This is a genomic window from Phocaeicola sp. GP0067, from assembly GCF_031119655.1.
Lineage (GTDB): Bacteria > Bacteroidota > Bacteroidia > Bacteroidales > Bacteroidaceae > Phocaeicola > Phocaeicola vulgatus.
In genome coordinates, this window is sequence record NZ_JAVHZY010000035.1 from 1 (window position 1) to 16,118 (window position 16,118).

Genomic DNA, 16,118 nt, shown 5'->3' on the forward strand with positions numbered 1-16,118 from the left:
TTGTACACCCTCAGGGATTCGAACCCTGGACCCACTGATTAAGAGTCAGTTGCTCTACCAACTGAGCTAAGAGTGCATTCATTTCTGATTTGCGGTTGCAAAGGTAGGTGTTTTCTTTTAAACATCCAACATTTTGCACCATTTTTTTACCTTTTCATCGAAATTTATTCAAACTCATAAACATCTGAAGGTGTATTCCGCTTTAAAGCAATGACTTGCACATCTTTGCCGACGATAACCCCTTTGTTTCGTAGTGAGAGTTCTACTGTCTTGTATGCCAGTTCGGGGTGGTTATTGTCTTTGCTAAGATGACAAAGCCAAATGTATTTAAGACTTTCATTGATATTTTCTGCCAAAAAATCGGCGGTTTCGCGGTTACTCATATGTCCATTAGGCCCGGCAATACGTTCTTTTAAATATTGGGGATAAGGTCCCATTTTCAACATCTCTTCATCGTAATTTGCTTCCAATACCAAATAGTTTGCTTTACATATATATTCGGCGGCAGTGGGGGTGATATGCCCCAAGTCAGTAAGGAAAGAAAATATTTTACCGTCTATATTCATGCAATAGCCTACATTGTCAGTTCCGTCGTGAGGCACTTCAAAGGCAGTAATTGCGAAATCTTCCAATTCCATTGTCTCACCTTTGTGCAGATAGTGTACGCAGGTCGATAATTTCTCGGTCATGCAATAACTTTTGTTGATTCCTGCATGTACTTCCGGAGTGGAGTAAACAGGAATTCCAAATTTCTCTCCTAAATGCCCTACTGCTTTGATGTGGTCGGCATGATCGTGTGTTATGAATACTGCCCGGATGATATCCAGTCCGATTCCAAGTTCTTTTAATGTTTTTTTTATTGTACGGATGCCAATGCCTGCATCCACCAATATGCCATATCTGTCTGTTCCGAGAAAATAGCAGTTGCCGCTACTTCCGCTTGCGAGACTTATAAATTTGATTTTCATTTTGTTGCTCTCCCAATTCTAGTGAATCCCCACGTTTTTTGTGTTAAAAGAGCCGCAAATATACATAAAAAAAGGAGGAAATAAAATAGAAACAGGCTTTTTCGGAAAGATGATTTAGCGGATATTGTTTTAAAAGAATGCCTGGAATCTGGATTATGGAATACGTAGATAATAACCCTTTCCTCTGACTGTTATTAATTTATATTCTTGGAATTCTTTTAAAACTTTCCGGATTGATTTGATGTGTGCATCTATTTTTTCATTGGCATTATCATCCGTAGGCCAGAAACTCTTTTTTATTTCTTCACGGCTTACGCAAGTTCCTGCTTTTTCATAAAGCATATTTAGTAAGGTGAGGTCTAATTTCTGAATGTTGCACTTTTTGTTTCCTATATACAACTCTTGTTTCTCCATGTCTATGTTCATACGGGTAAGGAGTGTTTGAGTATCCTTTTCCTTTTTAAGAAAAATGAGTATGAAAATAAGAATCATCAATTGTCCGATGAGCCAAAAGAGTGTGTTGTCTATGTGTCGTAAAATAGTTTTGAAGTCATAGTTTACCCATGCTTGTACCTTGATGTTCTGGGTGATATCTACTATGTATCGGGGAGTATTGTATGCCGTTCGGGGAATTGCAGAACTTTGGTCGCTGTGTTGGGAAATGGATTTGTTATAATAAATAGTTCCGGTCCTGCCGGTTATGCCATGATCGGATAATATTTTTCTAAAGGTTGCATTTAACTCATCGGGCTTTATGGGTTTTAGTTGGGATAGAATGTATTGGTTCAGCATACGTTTGGCGGTCTGCTCGTCCAGACTGTCTTTAAAAGTATAGATTGTTTTTCCTTGTCTGGTTCTTATGGTGTAGCTTTTTACTTTTTGGTGTAGGCTGGGAGCGATAGTATACATTTTTATATCCCAGTTTGTAGGTTCGGGATGATAATAGCTCTGATGTAGGCAAGTCTTTCATTGTAATCTTCCGTAATGGCGGATTTGAAAGCGTGGTCTATTTGGGTATTCACTCGTTCGGCACTATTATGAAAAGCGATATAAACAGTATATAGAACGGTGATGGTGACTGCCATAAATAAGATAATGTGTGTTTTTGCCCTTTTCATCGTATGAATTTTGAATGCAAAAGTAAATAACGTTAAGGAAAAAACAGGTGTTTTATCTGATCTTTTTCTGAAAAAGGAGAAAATTCAGAAAGAGTTCAGATAAATATTTTGCAGAGATACAGGCTTTTCTTCTTCTTTGCGTCAGCAAAATATTTTGCGAATCAATAAAAGCAAGAAACGTATGAGAACAAAAGCTGTTTTATTTTTTTCTCTTGTTATTGCCGGTGTATGTGGTGAATGGCCAAGATGACAAGAGAGAGTATTTGAAAAAGGTGTTGGATAATTTAGAGCAGATTAAGTCAGCAACGTATAAAGTAGAGAGCGAAGTCTGGAATCCTGGTGATACAATTCCTTCCAGTATTAGAAAATATATAGTGAAAGAGTTCGATGATCCGGCTGATTCTACGATAGGGGCAAGTTTTGTGAATTTGGGAACAGATGATGGTAAAGAGTTCCAATTCGGTTATAATGGTGAAGTACGTGTGTTGGTGAATCATGCTGTCAAGGAAATAAAAATCGATAATTTTACCACCAGACCGTTACCTTTCAGACCGTTGACCCCACCTTTCTTTAATTATTGCAAGAATATTGTCAGGTATGCTTTGGAAACAGAAGACAGCATAGTTACCACATTGGAAGATTGTGGGGATTATTTTCATTTTAAACTTGTCATAAACGAAGATACACAAGTGGAGTTCTTTGGTAAAGCTTATCACATGCCTCCACCTCCTTTTTATGTAGAGCCGACCTCTATTTATGAACTGTGGATTCACAAGTCGAATGGTTTGCCTTATAAGAAACGGAGAGCGATGTCCCATAATATATCGGTGGAAACTTGCTGTAATGTGGAAATAAACAAAGAAACAATTGACAGGTTTGATGTTTTCGATTATGTTCCGCAAGGTTATGAAACAAAAAAATATGATTATGGCGCTCCTTCCAGGAATATGGCCGCTAATCTGACGGGTAAGAAAGCACCAGAATGGACATTGAATGATATAAAGGAGCGTCCCGTGTCATTGAGTGATTTGAAAAGTAAGGTCATCTTGGTAAATATAACAGGAATAGGCTGTGGAGCTTGCCAGGCTTCTATCCCTTTTCTGAAAGAACTGAAAAGAAAGTACCAAGAAGAAGATTTTGAATTGGTAGCCATTGAAAGTTGGAGCCGGATGCATTCACTTCAGAATTATGCAAAGAGAAAGGAATTGAATTATATGTTTTTGGATGGAGATGATAAAGTGATAGAAGATTACCGGACGGGTGGGGCGGCTCCGTACTTTTTTATTTTGGATAAAGAACGGATTATACGGAAAGTCATCCGAGGATATGGCATGGGAAAAACCGACAAGGAAATAACGGAGGCTATAGAAGAATTGCTATGACTGGAATGAGGATGGAACAAAAAGTGAAAACTTTTGCAGACACATTTGTTCCATCCTCATTTATTTATATTCAGCATTCTGACGGTTGTCAGAATTGGAAGAACTTCTTGGCATTATTATAGCAGATATCTTCCACCATCTGATTGACGCGTTCTATTTCGCAAGCAGGGATTTCGCCGTTTTCCACATCATTACCCAGCAAGTTGCACAAAGTACGGCGGAAATATTCGTGACGCGGATAAGACAGGAATGAACGAGAGTCTGTCAGCATACCTACGAAGCGGCTCAACAAGCCTAACAATGACAGTGCATTCATCTGCTTTTCCATACCGTCTTTCTGATCGAGGAACCACCATCCGGAACCGAATTGAATCTTGCCTGGAATTGTGCCATCCTGGAAGTTGCCTAACATGGTGGCAATTACTTCATTGGCGCAAGGATTCAAGTTGTAAAGGATAGTTTTGGTCAGTTTTCCTTCTGTATTCAGGCGGTCAAGGAATTTAGCCATCGCTTTGGCGGTGGTAAACTCACCGATTGAATCGAAACCGGTATCAGGTCCCAGAAGTTTGAACATCTTGGTGTTGTTGTTGCGGATTGCTCCATAGTGGAACTGCTGGGTCCAGCCTTTTTCCCAATCCATTTCCCCAAATACGATCAGCATGGCTGATTTGAATTTCAGAATTTCTTCCTTGGTCAGTTCTGTACCACCATATACCTTATTAAATATAGCATTGATTTCAGCATCAGTATAGTCTTCAGCATAAAACTCTTCAATTCCGTGGTCAGACAATTTACAACCTTGTTCAGCAAAGAAGTCATGACGTTTCCGCAAAGCAGCCACCATGTCATCGAAAGAAGATATCGTGACACCGCTTACAGCAGACAATTTTTCCATATAAGCACGGAAATCAGCGGGAACTTCTACTGCCATCGCCTTGTCCGGACGCCAAGTGGGAAGCATTTTAATTTCGAATCCGCTTTCACGGGTTTTGATGTGATATTCCAATGAATCTACCGGATCATCGGTTGTACAAACGGTTTCCACATGATAACGACGCATCATGCCTCGTGCGGAGTATTCCGGTTTGGCAAGCTTTTCATTACATTCATCAAAAATCTCGCGGGCAGTTTTCGGATTCAATACTTTATTGATTCCAAATGCGGTTTTCAATTCCAAATGAGTCCAATGGTATAATGGGTTGCGGAAGGTATAAGGAACTGTTTCCGCCCATTTTTCAAATTTTTCCCAGTCCGTGGTGTCTTTACCGGTACAATAACGTTCGTCCACACCGTTGGTACGCATGGCACGCCATTTATAGTGGTCTCCACCCAACCAGATTTCTGTCAGTGACTTAAACTGATAGTCATCAGCAACCATCTGGGGAATCAGGTGGCAGTGGTAATCGATAATAGGCATTTTAGCCGCATGTTCATGATACAACTTCTGCGCAGTTTCTGTCTGAAGCAGGAAGTTTTCATCCATAAAGTTTTTCATAAGTAGTCTTTTTATATCTATATAATTGTTGTTTATTTTGACTTTCAGTAAAAACTCATTCTAAAAAAGATGTCAAAGAGCATCTCTTTAGATTTATTAACCGTTATCGAACACGAAAGTAGAAATTTTATTTGGAATAACAAAATTATTTGTATCTTTGCGGCGAAGATTTAAAGATTTTAAATGCTTGGTTCAATGATGATATATAAAAACTTAAATATATATTACCATTTAAAAGAAAGCATGAATACTATGAGTACACAATAAAATCTGATTCGTCTTCAATAAGTACAGGTATGGATAAACACATAATATAATTAAAAATATGAAAGCATTAAACAAGGAGACAGCAGCAAAGACTCAACGTCCCGAAAGAATCATTCAATTTGGTGAGGGTAACTTCCTGCGTGCGTTTGTGGATTGGATTATCTACAACATGAACGAAAAAACTGATTTCAACAGCAGTGTGGTGGTGGTTCAACCTATTGAAAAAGGTATGGTTGACATGTTGAACGCACAAGATTGTCTGTATCATGTAAACTTGCAGGGTTTGGATAAAGGACAGGTGGTAAACAGCCTGACAAAAATTGATGTGATCAGTCGTGCCTTGAATCCTTATTCTCAGAATGATGAATTTATGAAATTGGCGGAACAGCCGGAAATGCGTTTCGTTATCTCTAATACGACAGAGGCCGGTATCGCTTTTGATCCTGCCTGCAAGCTGGATGATGCCCCTGCTTCATCTTATCCGGGCAAACTGACCCAGTTGCTGTATCACCGTTATAAAACGTTCAATGGTGACAAGAGCAAAGGTTTGATAATTTTCCCTTGCGAATTGATTTTCCTGAACGGCCATAAACTGAAAGAAACCATCTATCAATATATTGATTTGTGGAACTTGGGTGAAGACTTCAAGCAATGGTTTGAGGAAGCTTGTGGTGTCTATGCTACTTTGGTAGACCGTATTGTGCCGGGATTCCCCCGCAAAGATATCGCTGCTATTAAAGAAAAATTGCAGTATGATGACAATCTGGTGGTACAGGCAGAAATCTTCCATTTGTGGGTAATTGAAGCTCCGCAGGAAGTCGCCAAGGAATTCCCTGCCGACAAAGCCGGTTTGAATGTATTGTTCGTTCCGTCTGAAGCTCCTTATCACGAAAGAAAAGTTACTTTGCTGAACGGTCCTCACACAGTGCTGTCTCCGGTAGCTTATCTGTCTGGAATCAACATTGTGCGCGAGGCTTGCGAGCATGAAGTGGTAGGTAAATACATTCATAAAGTTATGTTCGATGAGTTGATGGAAACCCTGAACCTGCCGAAAGAAGAATTGAAGAAGTTTGCGGAAGATGTTTTGGAGCGTTTCAACAATCCGTTTGTTGATCACCAGGTGACTTCTATCATGCTGAATTCATTCCCTAAATATGAAACTCGCGACCTCCCGGGCTTGAAAGTTTATCTGGAGCGTAAGGGTGAGTTGCCTAAAGGCTTGGTATTGGGACTGGCGGCTATCATCACTTATTATAAAGGTGGTGTTCGTGCTGACGGTGCTGAGATTGTTCCGAACGATGCTCCTGAAATCATGAATCTGCTGAAAGAACTTTGGGCTACAGGCTGCACTCAGAAAGTGGCGGAAGGCGTGTTGGCAGCAGAATCTATTTGGGGTGAGAACTTGAACAACATTCCGGGTTTGACCGCCGCAGTAAAAGCTGATCTTGACTCTATTCAAGAAAAGGGTATGCTGGAAACAGTAAAGGGTATTCTCTAATCAGATTAATTGTTAGAAATAGTTTATAAATTCCTTGAGGGAGATTTGGTTATAAAACTGAGTCTCCCTATTTTTGTATCTATACAAGATAGATGTGGCATATGGAAAAACAAGAATTCAGACCCGGTTATCCTTTATGGATTTGGGCAGTTATTGCTATTATGTTGGTGGCGTGTACATGCCTTTTTATAGCGCATGGAAGATATGCATCTTTGCTGGTCTTGACTCCTCCTCTGTTGATAACGGGGGTAAGGTTATTGTCTGTTTATACTATTACTCCTGATTCTTTTACCTTAGCTATAAGAGGGATGAAGCCTCGGCATGTTTTTCCTTTGCAAAACATCACAGAGATAGAAAAGGAGTACACAAAGTCTGGTAAACTCAAGTCGATTGTGATCCGTTACCGGAAAGAAGGAATGTACCACAATTTTTTAGTTATCAAGAAAGATGATGTAAATATTGAAGGTATTCTGAACGCTATTTTGCACTATCATCCTTCCGTGTCTGTTCGTTAAAGATGATCATTAAGGAAAAATAAGGAAATACTCTTCTTTTCAGTTCCGCCTGATGGGAAGAATGATATTCTTCGGCTGTCGATATATTTTCAAAATAATGATAACTGTATTGGGGGTGGGACTCCATGTAATCCTGTACTATGTCTGCACATTGAGATAATTTCATGATAACCGGCACATGATGATGGCTCAGATACATGTCCAGTTCGTCCGAAGTAATATTGCCCGGAATAATGACCAGTCTTTCTTTTTGGCTGATGAGATGTAGTTTTGCGGCCGCTTCCGCAGCGATGAATGAAGGAATACCGGGAAGTTGCTCTACGGGGATTCCATTTTCTTCGAGGAGATCCAGTACATAGTGAACGGAGGCGTAAATTCCCGCATCGCCTTCTACTGCTACCGCCAACCGTTTTCCTGCTTTTTGTTCCAGCCTCATTTCTTCGAAAAGTTGCCGATAGACTTTGATTGCTTTTGTTCTGTCTTTGCTCATCGGGAGCGAGAATAGGTGTATATCTCCTTTGATGCCTAGCTTATGTAACAGGGTGGCGGCACGTGACAAGATTTTGTCTGGCTCCCGAACCGTTGATGGACAATATATTATGTCTGCTTGCTGTAAAGCATGCAATGATTTCAATGTAATCAGTTCGGCATCACCGGGTCCTAAAGAAACAAAATAGATCGGACGACTCATCTTTTGTAGGTATTTACAGTTTTTAAGCACGCAAAAGTGCTGAAAAATTCCGTATAAAGCAAGAGAATTGATTACCTTTGTTGGCTGAAAAACAGAAAAGAACATGAAAAAACTAATATGGGCTTCGGGCCTTTTGTTATTATTGACTGTTACAGCCTGCCAAAATAAGCACAAACAGGGCTCCGGGAATCTGGAACATAAGACATTGACAGATTCTTCTATTGTGAAGATTATTCCGGAATATGCCCAAGGGTTTAAAATAACCTATACGGATCAGGCTTGTCTGCTTGACATTCAGGACCCTCAGAATAAAGAAAGTCAGTCTTTTCATTATGCTTTGGTGCCAAGAGGTGTGGAAGCGGAAAACATACCTGCGGATTATACGGTTATTGAAACTCCCATACGAAGCGTTATCTGCATGACTTCCCTGCAACTTTCCAATTTTATCAAGTTGGAAGAGCTGGATGCAGTGGTGGGTATCACCAGTACACGTCATTTGTTTAACAAGAAAATAAATGATCGTTTGAAAGATGGAAGCATTCATAAGATAGGTATTGAAGGGAATTTCGATAATGAGGTGATTATGAGTGTAAACCCGGATTTGATTTTGATCTCTCCTTTTAAACGAGGGGGGTACGATGCTTTGAAAGAGGTAGGCATTCCTTTGATGCCGCATTTGGGATATAAGGAAATGACTCCTTTGGGACAGGCTGAATGGATAAAGTTTGTGGGCTTGTTATTGGGAAAAGAAGAAAAAGCTAATGAGCAGTTTGCCGCTATTAAGAAAAGATATAACGAGCTGAAGGAACTGACCGGTCGGGTGACAAAACGCCCGGTGGTATTCAGTGGAGAATTGCGGGGCGGCAATTGGTATGCTGTAGGAGGGAGGAGTTTTCTCGCACAATTGTTTAAAGATGCCGGTGCCGATTATTTTTTGAAAGACGATGAACAGTCTGGAGGAGTCACCCTCGATTTTGAAACAGTTTACAGCCAAGCGGCAGGTGCCGATTATTGGCGTATTGTGAATAGCTATCAAGGAGAATTTTCTTATAACACGTTGAAAGAGGAAGATGCCCGTTATGTTGATTTCAAAGCATACAAAGAGAAAGGGGTGATTTATTGTAACATGCGTGAAAAACCTTTTTATGAGAGTATGCCTACAGAACCGGAAGTTGTTCTGGCAGATTTGATTCAAATCTTTCATCCGCAGCTTTTGTCCGGTCACCAACCGGGATATTATGAATTGCTTAAATAGGAAAATAGTATATGAAACGACCTGTTGCATTTTATATGCTGCTAATTATGGCTTCTATTTTTCTGTTTTTCTTCCTGAATCTGGTATTAGGTTCTGTTTCCATACCGCTTCGTGCTGTGTGGAATATCCTTTGGGGAACAGGGAATGAGTCTGTTATCTGGCAAAATATTATTTGGAAATCACGGGTACCACAGGCGCTTACCGCATTGGTGGCGGGGGCGGGGCTCTCTGTCAGCGGTTTACAGATGCAAACTGTTTTCCGCAATCCTTTGGCCGGTCCGTCGGTACTGGGCATCAGTTCGGGAGCCAGTATGGGAGTTGCTTTTGTGGTGCTTCTTTCGGGCAGTTTGGGTGGTGTTGCTTTGAGCAAGCTAGGCTTTATGGGGGAAATAGCCCTTACCATAGCAGCTATTGCAGGTTCACTTTCCATTATGGCACTTATTGTTTTCGTTTCCCAAAAAGTAAGGGGCAATGTTACTTTGCTGATTATCGGTGTGATGATTGGTTACATAGCCAATGCGGTGATAGGTGTGCTGAAATTTTTCAGTGTGGAGGAGGATATTCGTGCATATGTCATTTGGGGGTTGGGAAGTTTTGCCCGTGTATCGGGAGATCAGATGACTTTATTTATATGTATCATGGTGGTATTGTTGCCACTTTCCTTCCTGCTTGTCAAAACATTGAATCTTTTGCTGCTGGGAGATGCATACGCACGGAATCTCGGATTGAATATAAAACGTGCCCGTCTGCTTGTCATTACTTGTTCGGGAGTATTGGTAGCTATTGTTACCGCATATTGCGGTCCGATTATTTTTCTGGGGCTGGCCGTTCCGCATCTTTGCAGGGGAATGTTCCGCACATCCGATCATCGTATTCTGATGCCTGCTTCTTTACTGGCAGGTGCGTCATTGGCATTGGTATGTAATCTGATTGCCCGTATGCCCGGTTTCGAAGGTGCATTGCCGGTAAATTCGGTGACGGCTTTGGTAGGTGCTCCGGTAGTGATGTCGGTTTTATTCAATAAACGTCGCAATGAAATGAATGAGTAATGATGAATCAAGAAACTATACATATTCGGAAACTGACTACCGGTTATCCCGGTAAGGGGGGAACCAAGATTGTAGCGAAGGACATTGATGCTACTATCCGCAGTGGGGAACTGACTTGTCTTTTGGGGGCGAATGGAGTAGGGAAATCTACTTTATTGCGTACTTTGTCTGCCTTTCAGCCGCCTGTAGGAGGAGAGATAGAAATAATGGGAAAGAAACTGACGGATTACACCGATAAACAGTTGGCGACAGTTATCGGAGTGGTATTGACCGAAAAATGCAGTCTGCGGAACATGACCGTGGAAGAACTGGTGGGTATGGGGCGCAGTCCTTATACCGGTTTCTGGGGAAATTTAAGCAAGGAGGACAAGAATACAGTAAACGATGCCATTGCGCTGGTAAGGATTGAGGATTTGAAATACCGGATGGTACATACTTTGAGTGACGGTGAGCGTCAGAAAGTAATGATAGCAAAGGCGTTGGCACAGGAAACCCCGGTGATTTTTCTGGATGAGCCGACTGCTTTTCTTGATTTCCCCAGTAAAGTGGAGATTATGCAACTGCTTCATCATTTGTCACGTTCTACCAACAAGACGATTTTTCTTTCCACCCATGATTTAGAGTTAGCTTTGCAGATTGCTGATAAGATTTGGCTGATGGATAAAGCCAATGGAGTGACTATAGGAACTCCTGAAGATCTTTCCATAGACGGATGCCTGAGTAATTTTTTCTCCCGTAAGGGAATTGTTTTTGATATGGAAACCGGACTGTTCCGCATTGACAATGAGTTTGAAAAAGAAGTCCGTCTGGTGGGACATGGGAATAAGTATGCGATGGTACGGAAAGCCTTGCAGCGGAATGGTATTCTGGCAAGCCGGCGTGTTGAGTCCGATTTTTATATTGAAACGGGAGATATGACTACCAGTGGATATATTATCCACCCGGTAGCCGGGAGGACGATAAAGGTAGATACCATAGAGGAATTGTTAGAACAAGTCACTGCTATATTAGCTTCCGTTTAGCAGCAGCGTCTAAATAATCAGTTATTGTATCCTGAAAGGAATATTCCCTTCTTCATCAATCAAGAGGATTGTCAATTTTCCTTCGGGCAATAAGGGGACGCAATGTGCAAAACAATGTTCCAACAAACACGGAAAGAACTTTCCGCTGTCTTCTTCAGACAGCAAGGTCCATAATTCACGGGCTAATGTCAACTTTTCTATCATGCTTTCAACATCCGGAGAGCATCCGGCTTCCATTGCCACCTGCCTTAGGAATTCTTTATTCATCACCACTTTCTTACTGTGTGTGTCCAAATTTCCTTCGGCCAGTTTCACCGCCTTGCCTATCATAATGCCTAAAGTAACCAATGGAACCTTAAGCTTGGCAGCTATCTTGAGTGTCTCCCCTATAAAATTTCCATAATGTACAAAAGCCTGAGCAGGTAATCCCGGATACTCCTTCTTCACAAAACGTTCGCTTTTTGCTCCCGAATTAATGATGAGTCTGGATGAGCCCACAGCCACACAAACCTCCACTTCCCTGCGGATAGCCTCGACAAAAGCTTCTGAAGAAAAAGGACGGACTATGCCCGAAGTTCCAATGATGGAAATGCCGTCCACAATTCCTAGTTTAGGATTGAAAGTACGTTGTGCCAACTCTTTTCCTCCGGGAACGGAAATGGTAACATCCAGCCCTTTGTCATAAAGCGCCGATAATTCTTTCATTATCATTTGCCGGGGGATGCGATTGATGGCGGGTTCCCCGATTTCCAATCCCAGCCCCGGAAGGGTGACTCGTCCCACTCCTTCACCTTGCAGGAAACGGATGTCCGGGTGATTGCTAAAACTTACCGTTACCACAATGGATGCGCCGTGAGTGACATCCGGATCATCTCCCGCATCTTTAACAACGGTGCAGGTGGCACTGTTCTTTTCTATTTCTGTATGGGCTACCGGTAAGGTCATTTCCTCGTCATCGGGAAGGCGGAAGGATATCATTTTCTGTTCTTCCCCTAAAATCAGAGCCGTCAATGCTGCTTTTGCAGCTGCAGTAGCGCAGGCCCCTGTGGTGTAGCCGCTTCTCAACGGGTAAAAAGCAGGGATGTTCTTTTCTATCTGTTTTCTCAATCCATATTCACCGGTAACGATCATGAAATGCCTGGGAAGGGGAGGGCGTTTTATAGCAAAGACCGGGATTTTTGCAGCCTGTGCCGCTTTCACTTTCTCCGAAAATCCTCCGGATTCTCCGCTTTCCTTGGTCAGAATGGCCTGTGGATGTAGTGTCTCTAATAAAAGAGCTTCGGATTCTCCGGCATGATAGAATACCAGATTTCCTTTCGGGAAGCCTTGTTCTTGGGCTAATGTGATGGAAGTTTCCCGTTCCAGTACGCGGAACCAACAGGTATGTTTCTCCCAATAAGGGCGTAACTTCCCGATGGTCTGTACTCCGGTCAGTGCCAGCAGACGATCGGTTCCTGCTTTCTCTAACCGGTAAATGGCATCTGCATAGTCTTCACACCAGATGATGTTTTCGGTGCGTGGAGGATACTTCCTTTCAAAACGTATGACAGGAAGATGTAGCGTCCGGCTTGTTTCATCCACAGTCCGGTGGAGTTGGGAGGCAAACGGGTGGGCAGCATCCACCAACAAACGGATGTTGTTTTGGCGGCAGAAACTTTCCATTTTCTCCGTGTCCATTCCTCCGGTGATACGGATGCCGTGCTTGCATTGTATCTCCTGCCATTCTCCTTTGGTAGAGTAGAAGTAGGGCTTTCCGGCTTCATCGGCAACTTTCACGGCGGTGCGTCCTTCGGTAGTTCCTCCTAAAATCAGTATCATAGGCTGGATGTGAATGATTCTTTTTTTACTTTCTGAACAAGTGTTTGAACTCGTGCGCATAGAGTCGGGACAGACCTTTCCGGTTGTCTATCGCTTCGCCTACTACCAATAAGGTAGTCAGCGTCAGGTTATTGTCACGTACTATCTTAGCCAAATCCTTCAACTCTCCGCGATAAATCTTTTCTTCTTTCCAAGTCAGCTTATAACAGGCGGCAACCGGAGTTTCGGGAGGGTATGCCTGCATCAGCTCTTCCTGTACCTGTTCCACAATGCCCGCACTTAAATAAATGCACATTGTACTTTGCGATTGCGCCAATTTATGTAATTGTTCTTTTTCGGGCATCGGAGTACGGCCTTCCCCACGGGTGAGGATTATGCTTTGTACTTTTTCGGGGATGGTGAACTGTGACCTTAATGCTGCCGCAGCCGCCTGGAACGAGGAGATCCCCGGAGTGATATGATAACTCATCTTGTAGCGGTCGAAGAAAGCCATTTGTTCCTGGATGGCTCCATAAATGCAAGGGTCTCCCGTGTGCAAGCGTACAATAAACAATCCTTTATCATAAAACTCTTTCATCAAGGCGAACTGTTCCTCCAAATCCATACCGGCGGAACTGCGTACGGTCGCTCCTTCTTTAGCATAAAAGGTCAGTTCGCGGGGAACAAGACTTCCGGCATACAGAACAAGATCCGCTTTCTCCAACATTCGTTTTCCGCGTACCGAAATCAGTTCGGGATCACCGGGACCTGCACCCACTATCTCTATATGTCCGCCACGCATGGCTGTCGCACTGACGGCTATGGCAAAAGTGAAGTGGTTTCCTTCTGTCAGCATGCCCTTTTGCTTTTCCAATACAAGTGTTCCTTCACCGCTGCTTTTCAAGGCTGTGCTTTCGGCCACTCCATAGACGCCTGTCACTTCGAATGCCTTTTCAGACGGATGGGGAACTGTGATATCTTTCAGTTCTTCCGCAGGATAAATATGGGTTTCCGTATCGGCCCATCGCCGGTGGAGGATTTCCAGCAGAGGCTCGTCTTTTTTCAGTTCGATGGTATTGAGGGAGGCGAGAGAGAACGGACACAAACCATGTCTGTGCATCACGGCTTCTATGTATTCCGCAATGCCCGAAGGATCGCATTGTTTCCGGCAACCTATTCCCAAGTGGAGGACGGCGGGATGGAAACAGAGCATGGGAATCTCCGCACTATATATATAAGGTGTAACAGCAATAATCAACTTGAATTCCGATTGGGGCATGTCTTCGAAATGATAGAACACTTTTACGTGTGCGGGAAGCGTGCGTTCCAGATACTCCGTACCTTTATCCTTTATATCGAGCAGCAGCGCCGTTGGTTCCCGGTTGACAAAAAGTGTGACCAGTCTGTTCATTTTTGCATGAGGAACAGTTATTTTCCAGCCATATTTTCCAGCCAGCGTGTCCAGCGCCCATAACCCGGCATTGTCACTTTGGGTGGTAATCACAGCTTCTCCTCCTGTAATGGCGGCAATATGGCGGGTCAGTTCATTGGCTCCCCCCACATGCCCGGAAAGTACTGAAATGACAAAGCGCCCCGTACTGTCCACACAGACCACTGCCGGATCTTTATATTTGTTTTTTATGCATCCTGCAATGCTGCGTACACAGATTCCCATGGCACCGATAAAGATGATGCTGTCGAAGTCATTGAAATGCTCCTCTATGAACCGATGGCAGGATGTGATGGAAATACAGCCTTCGCATTCGTTTTTGGTATAAATAAGGGTATCCGGCAACTCTCTTTGTAGTGTTTTTGCCAACGGCAGGCTGGCTTCTGATATCAGTATGATTGCTTTCATTTGTTATCTGTTTTAAATCATTTATTCCGCTCTCATTATCTCTATCGGATTAAAGGCATCCACAGCAATACGGGTACACTGTGTTACCTTCTTGTTGATTTGCGTTATACCTTTTGTGAACAGGGCCTTGCTCTCTTCCGAAACCGAATTGAATACAATGACTCCGTCAGGCAACAGCACTTCTTTGATTTTTTGTAGAATCTCTATCATTTTTCCTCCATGACCACCTATAAATACGGCATCGGGGGCGGGAAGCCCGCCGAGTTCCGTTTCCAGAAAATCACCCATGACGGTTGTAATGCCGGGCGTGCCGAATTTACGACTGTTGCGTTCCATTAGCTCTTTACCTTCCGGACGCTGTTCGAATGCTGTCACTTTCAGTTCCGGAAATTGGAGCTTGGCTTCTATGGAAACAGAGCCGGTGCAGAAACCGATGTCCCAGAATGATTTCTTTTCCCTTAATGTCAGCATACTGAGAGTAAGCAAGCGGACAGGCATTTTGGTAATCATTCTGTTGCGTCCGTTCAACAGATGAAATTCACTTTCGGGAATTCCGAACGGACGGGGATGCACTTTGTTTCTTTGCAGTATCAGGCAATTGGGAAAGCGGAAAGCAGATTGGGAGGCTTCCTCTAAAGAGAATGTACGTACAGATTCTTCCTCGCCATTGCCTAATGCTTCCCCCACGGTCATGCGGTAGTTGTCATATCCATACTCCAGCATCCGGGCGGCAATGGTGGCAGGTGTCTTTTCCCGGTCGGTCAACACGCCTATCAGTTTATCTCCTCTGATTAAAGCAGAGTCGAATGCATCCCAAGGACGTCCGGTCAGCGACAAGGTCTGCATCTCCTGATAGGGGAGCAATATACGGTGTGCCAGCATTTGCAGCGAGTTGAAGGTGGGGAATAAGATAATCTTTGCCGACGGGAGTTTTCTCATGACGGTATTGGCGAAGCCGAAAAACAACGGGTCGCCCGAAGCGAAAACGATTATTTCGGGATGTTCCTCGTAACGGCAGAATACCGCATCCAGCGGGACGGTGATGTCTATCCATACGGCATCTTCCGGCAAATAAGCGTGTACCAATTCATGATGACGTTTTCCTCCCGAGAAGACTTTCCCTTGAGAAACCAAGTTCCGGATTTCAGGAGAAAGAAATTGATTCCGGTTATCGCTTATACCTATTATATAGAATGTTTGCAT

The 16,118-nt window shown here is 43.0% G+C and carries 14 protein-coding genes and 1 tRNA gene; 6 read left to right on the top strand and 9 right to left on the bottom strand.

What is annotated here, in order from left to right; translation table 11 throughout:
• Window positions 1-3: 3 nt before the first annotated feature.
• The 4 genes from RE317_RS18685 to RE317_RS18700 form a co-directional block, all read right to left on the bottom strand.
• Window positions 4-76, bottom strand: a tRNA-Lys gene (locus RE317_RS18685).
• An 88-nt stretch (window positions 77-164) separates the two neighbouring features.
• Window positions 165-968: an MBL fold metallo-hydrolase gene (locus RE317_RS18690; protein WP_057280365.1), complete on the bottom strand. Its 804-nt coding sequence runs from the start codon at window positions 966-968 to the stop codon at window positions 165-167.
• A 153-nt stretch (window positions 969-1,121) separates the two neighbouring features.
• Window positions 1,122-1,877, bottom strand: coding sequence for a winged helix-turn-helix domain-containing protein (locus RE317_RS18695; protein WP_227194183.1), 756 nt, complete (start codon window positions 1,875-1,877; stop codon window positions 1,122-1,124).
• Between the two features lie 2 nt (window positions 1,878-1,879).
• Entirely contained in the window at window positions 1,880-2,086 is a 207-nt protein-coding gene (locus RE317_RS18700) for a hypothetical protein (protein WP_227194181.1), read from the bottom strand.
• Between the two features lie 233 nt (window positions 2,087-2,319).
• Between RE317_RS18700 and RE317_RS18705 the strand changes: the two genes are divergently transcribed.
• Window positions 2,320-3,468, top strand: coding sequence for a peroxiredoxin (locus RE317_RS18705; protein WP_227224120.1), 1,149 nt, complete (start codon window positions 2,320-2,322; stop codon window positions 3,466-3,468).
• Window positions 3,469-3,556: 88 nt separating this feature from the next.
• Here the strand turns inward: RE317_RS18705 and uxaC are convergent, their stop codons facing one another.
• On the bottom strand, window positions 3,557-4,963 hold the full coding sequence (gene uxaC / locus RE317_RS18710; protein WP_005846562.1) for a glucuronate isomerase: 1,407 nt from the start codon (window positions 4,961-4,963) through the stop codon (window positions 3,557-3,559).
• A gap of 325 nt (window positions 4,964-5,288) precedes the next feature.
• Here uxaC and RE317_RS18715 point away from each other — a divergent pair, with 325 nt between their 5' ends.
• Together RE317_RS18715 and RE317_RS18720 are read left to right on the top strand one after the other, a co-directional pair.
• Window positions 5,289-6,728, top strand: a complete 1,440-nt coding sequence (locus RE317_RS18715) for a tagaturonate reductase (protein ID WP_005846561.1) — start codon at window positions 5,289-5,291, stop codon at window positions 6,726-6,728.
• 101 nt (window positions 6,729-6,829) lie between these two features.
• Complete coding sequence (locus tag RE317_RS18720) at window positions 6,830-7,243, top strand: hypothetical protein (protein WP_016270479.1); 414 nt, start codon at window positions 6,830-6,832, stop codon at window positions 7,241-7,243.
• On the opposite strand, the gene RE317_RS18725 is transcribed toward RE317_RS18720, so the two are convergent.
• Window positions 7,206-7,934 (bottom strand): precorrin-2 C(20)-methyltransferase, encoded by a 729-nt coding sequence (locus RE317_RS18725; protein ID WP_008668678.1) that lies wholly within the window; start codon window positions 7,932-7,934, stop codon window positions 7,206-7,208. The genes RE317_RS18720 and RE317_RS18725 overlap by 38 nt on opposite strands.
• A 103-nt stretch (window positions 7,935-8,037) precedes the next feature.
• Here RE317_RS18725 and RE317_RS18730 point away from each other — a divergent pair, with 103 nt between their 5' ends.
• The 3 genes from RE317_RS18730 to RE317_RS18740 are packed head-to-tail and all read left to right on the top strand — an operon-like array spanning window position 8,038 to window position 11,260.
• Window positions 8,038-9,189: an ABC transporter substrate-binding protein gene (locus tag RE317_RS18730; RefSeq protein ID WP_032944271.1), complete on the top strand. Its 1,152-nt coding sequence runs from the start codon at window positions 8,038-8,040 to the stop codon at window positions 9,187-9,189.
• 11 nt (window positions 9,190-9,200) lie between these two features.
• A complete protein-coding gene (locus RE317_RS18735) occupies window positions 9,201-10,238 on the top strand; it encodes an iron ABC transporter permease (protein ID WP_005853279.1) in 1,038 nt (345 codons plus the stop codon).
• A gap of 2 nt (window positions 10,239-10,240) precedes the next feature.
• Window positions 10,241-11,260 carry an ABC transporter ATP-binding protein gene (locus RE317_RS18740; protein ID WP_032934764.1) on the top strand — a complete coding sequence of 340 codons (1,020 nt, stop codon included), beginning with the start codon at window positions 10,241-10,243 and terminating at the stop codon, window positions 11,258-11,260.
• 21 nt (window positions 11,261-11,281) lie between these two features.
• Here RE317_RS18740 and cbiD read toward each other — a convergent pair whose 3' ends face one another.
• From cbiD to RE317_RS18755, 3 genes are read right to left on the bottom strand one after another with little or no spacing between them, the layout of a single operon-like run.
• Window positions 11,282-13,078 carry a cobalt-precorrin-5B (C(1))-methyltransferase CbiD gene (gene cbiD, locus RE317_RS18745; RefSeq protein ID WP_005846547.1) on the bottom strand — a complete coding sequence of 599 codons (1,797 nt, stop codon included), beginning with the start codon at window positions 13,076-13,078 and terminating at the stop codon, window positions 11,282-11,284.
• A gap of 25 nt (window positions 13,079-13,103) precedes the next feature.
• Window positions 13,104-14,915 carry a precorrin-4 C(11)-methyltransferase gene (gene cobM / locus RE317_RS18750; protein WP_005846545.1) on the bottom strand — a complete coding sequence of 604 codons (1,812 nt, stop codon included), beginning with the start codon at window positions 14,913-14,915 and terminating at the stop codon, window positions 13,104-13,106.
• 21 nt (window positions 14,916-14,936) lie between these two features.
• Window positions 14,937-16,118 carry a bifunctional cobalt-precorrin-7 (C(5))-methyltransferase/cobalt-precorrin-6B (C(15))-methyltransferase gene (locus tag RE317_RS18755; RefSeq protein WP_016270483.1) on the bottom strand — a complete coding sequence of 394 codons (1,182 nt, stop codon included), beginning with the start codon at window positions 16,116-16,118 and terminating at the stop codon, window positions 14,937-14,939.

Coding starts and splice junctions, on each gene's coding strand:
- RE317_RS18690 (WP_057280365.1), bottom strand. CDS start 968: ATGAAAATCAAATTTATAAGTCTCGCAAGCGGAAGTAGCGGCAACTGC.
- RE317_RS18695 (WP_227194183.1), bottom strand. CDS start 1,877: ATGTATACTATCGCTCCCAGCCTACACCAAAAAGTAAAAAGCTACACC.
- RE317_RS18700 (WP_227194181.1), bottom strand. CDS start 2,086: ATGAAAAGGGCAAAAACACACATTATCTTATTTATGGCAGTCACCATC.
- uxaC (WP_005846562.1), bottom strand. CDS start 4,963: ATGAAAAACTTTATGGATGAAAACTTCCTGCTTCAGACAGAAACTGCG.
- RE317_RS18715 (WP_005846561.1), top strand. CDS start 5,289: ATGAAAGCATTAAACAAGGAGACAGCAGCAAAGACTCAACGTCCCGAA.
- RE317_RS18720 (WP_016270479.1), top strand. CDS start 6,830: ATGGAAAAACAAGAATTCAGACCCGGTTATCCTTTATGGATTTGGGCA.
- RE317_RS18725 (WP_008668678.1), bottom strand. CDS start 7,934: ATGAGTCGTCCGATCTATTTTGTTTCTTTAGGACCCGGTGATGCCGAA.
- RE317_RS18730 (WP_032944271.1), top strand. CDS start 8,038: ATGAAAAAACTAATATGGGCTTCGGGCCTTTTGTTATTATTGACTGTT.
- RE317_RS18735 (WP_005853279.1), top strand. CDS start 9,201: ATGAAACGACCTGTTGCATTTTATATGCTGCTAATTATGGCTTCTATT.
- RE317_RS18740 (WP_032934764.1), top strand. CDS start 10,241: ATGAATCAAGAAACTATACATATTCGGAAACTGACTACCGGTTATCCC.
- cbiD (WP_005846547.1), bottom strand. CDS start 13,078: ATGATACTGATTTTAGGAGGAACTACCGAAGGACGCACCGCCGTGAAA.
- cobM (WP_005846545.1), bottom strand. CDS start 14,915: ATGAAAGCAATCATACTGATATCAGAAGCCAGCCTGCCGTTGGCAAAA.
- RE317_RS18755 (WP_016270483.1), bottom strand. CDS start 16,118: ATGCAAACATTCTATATAATAGGTATAAGCGATAACCGGAATCAATTT.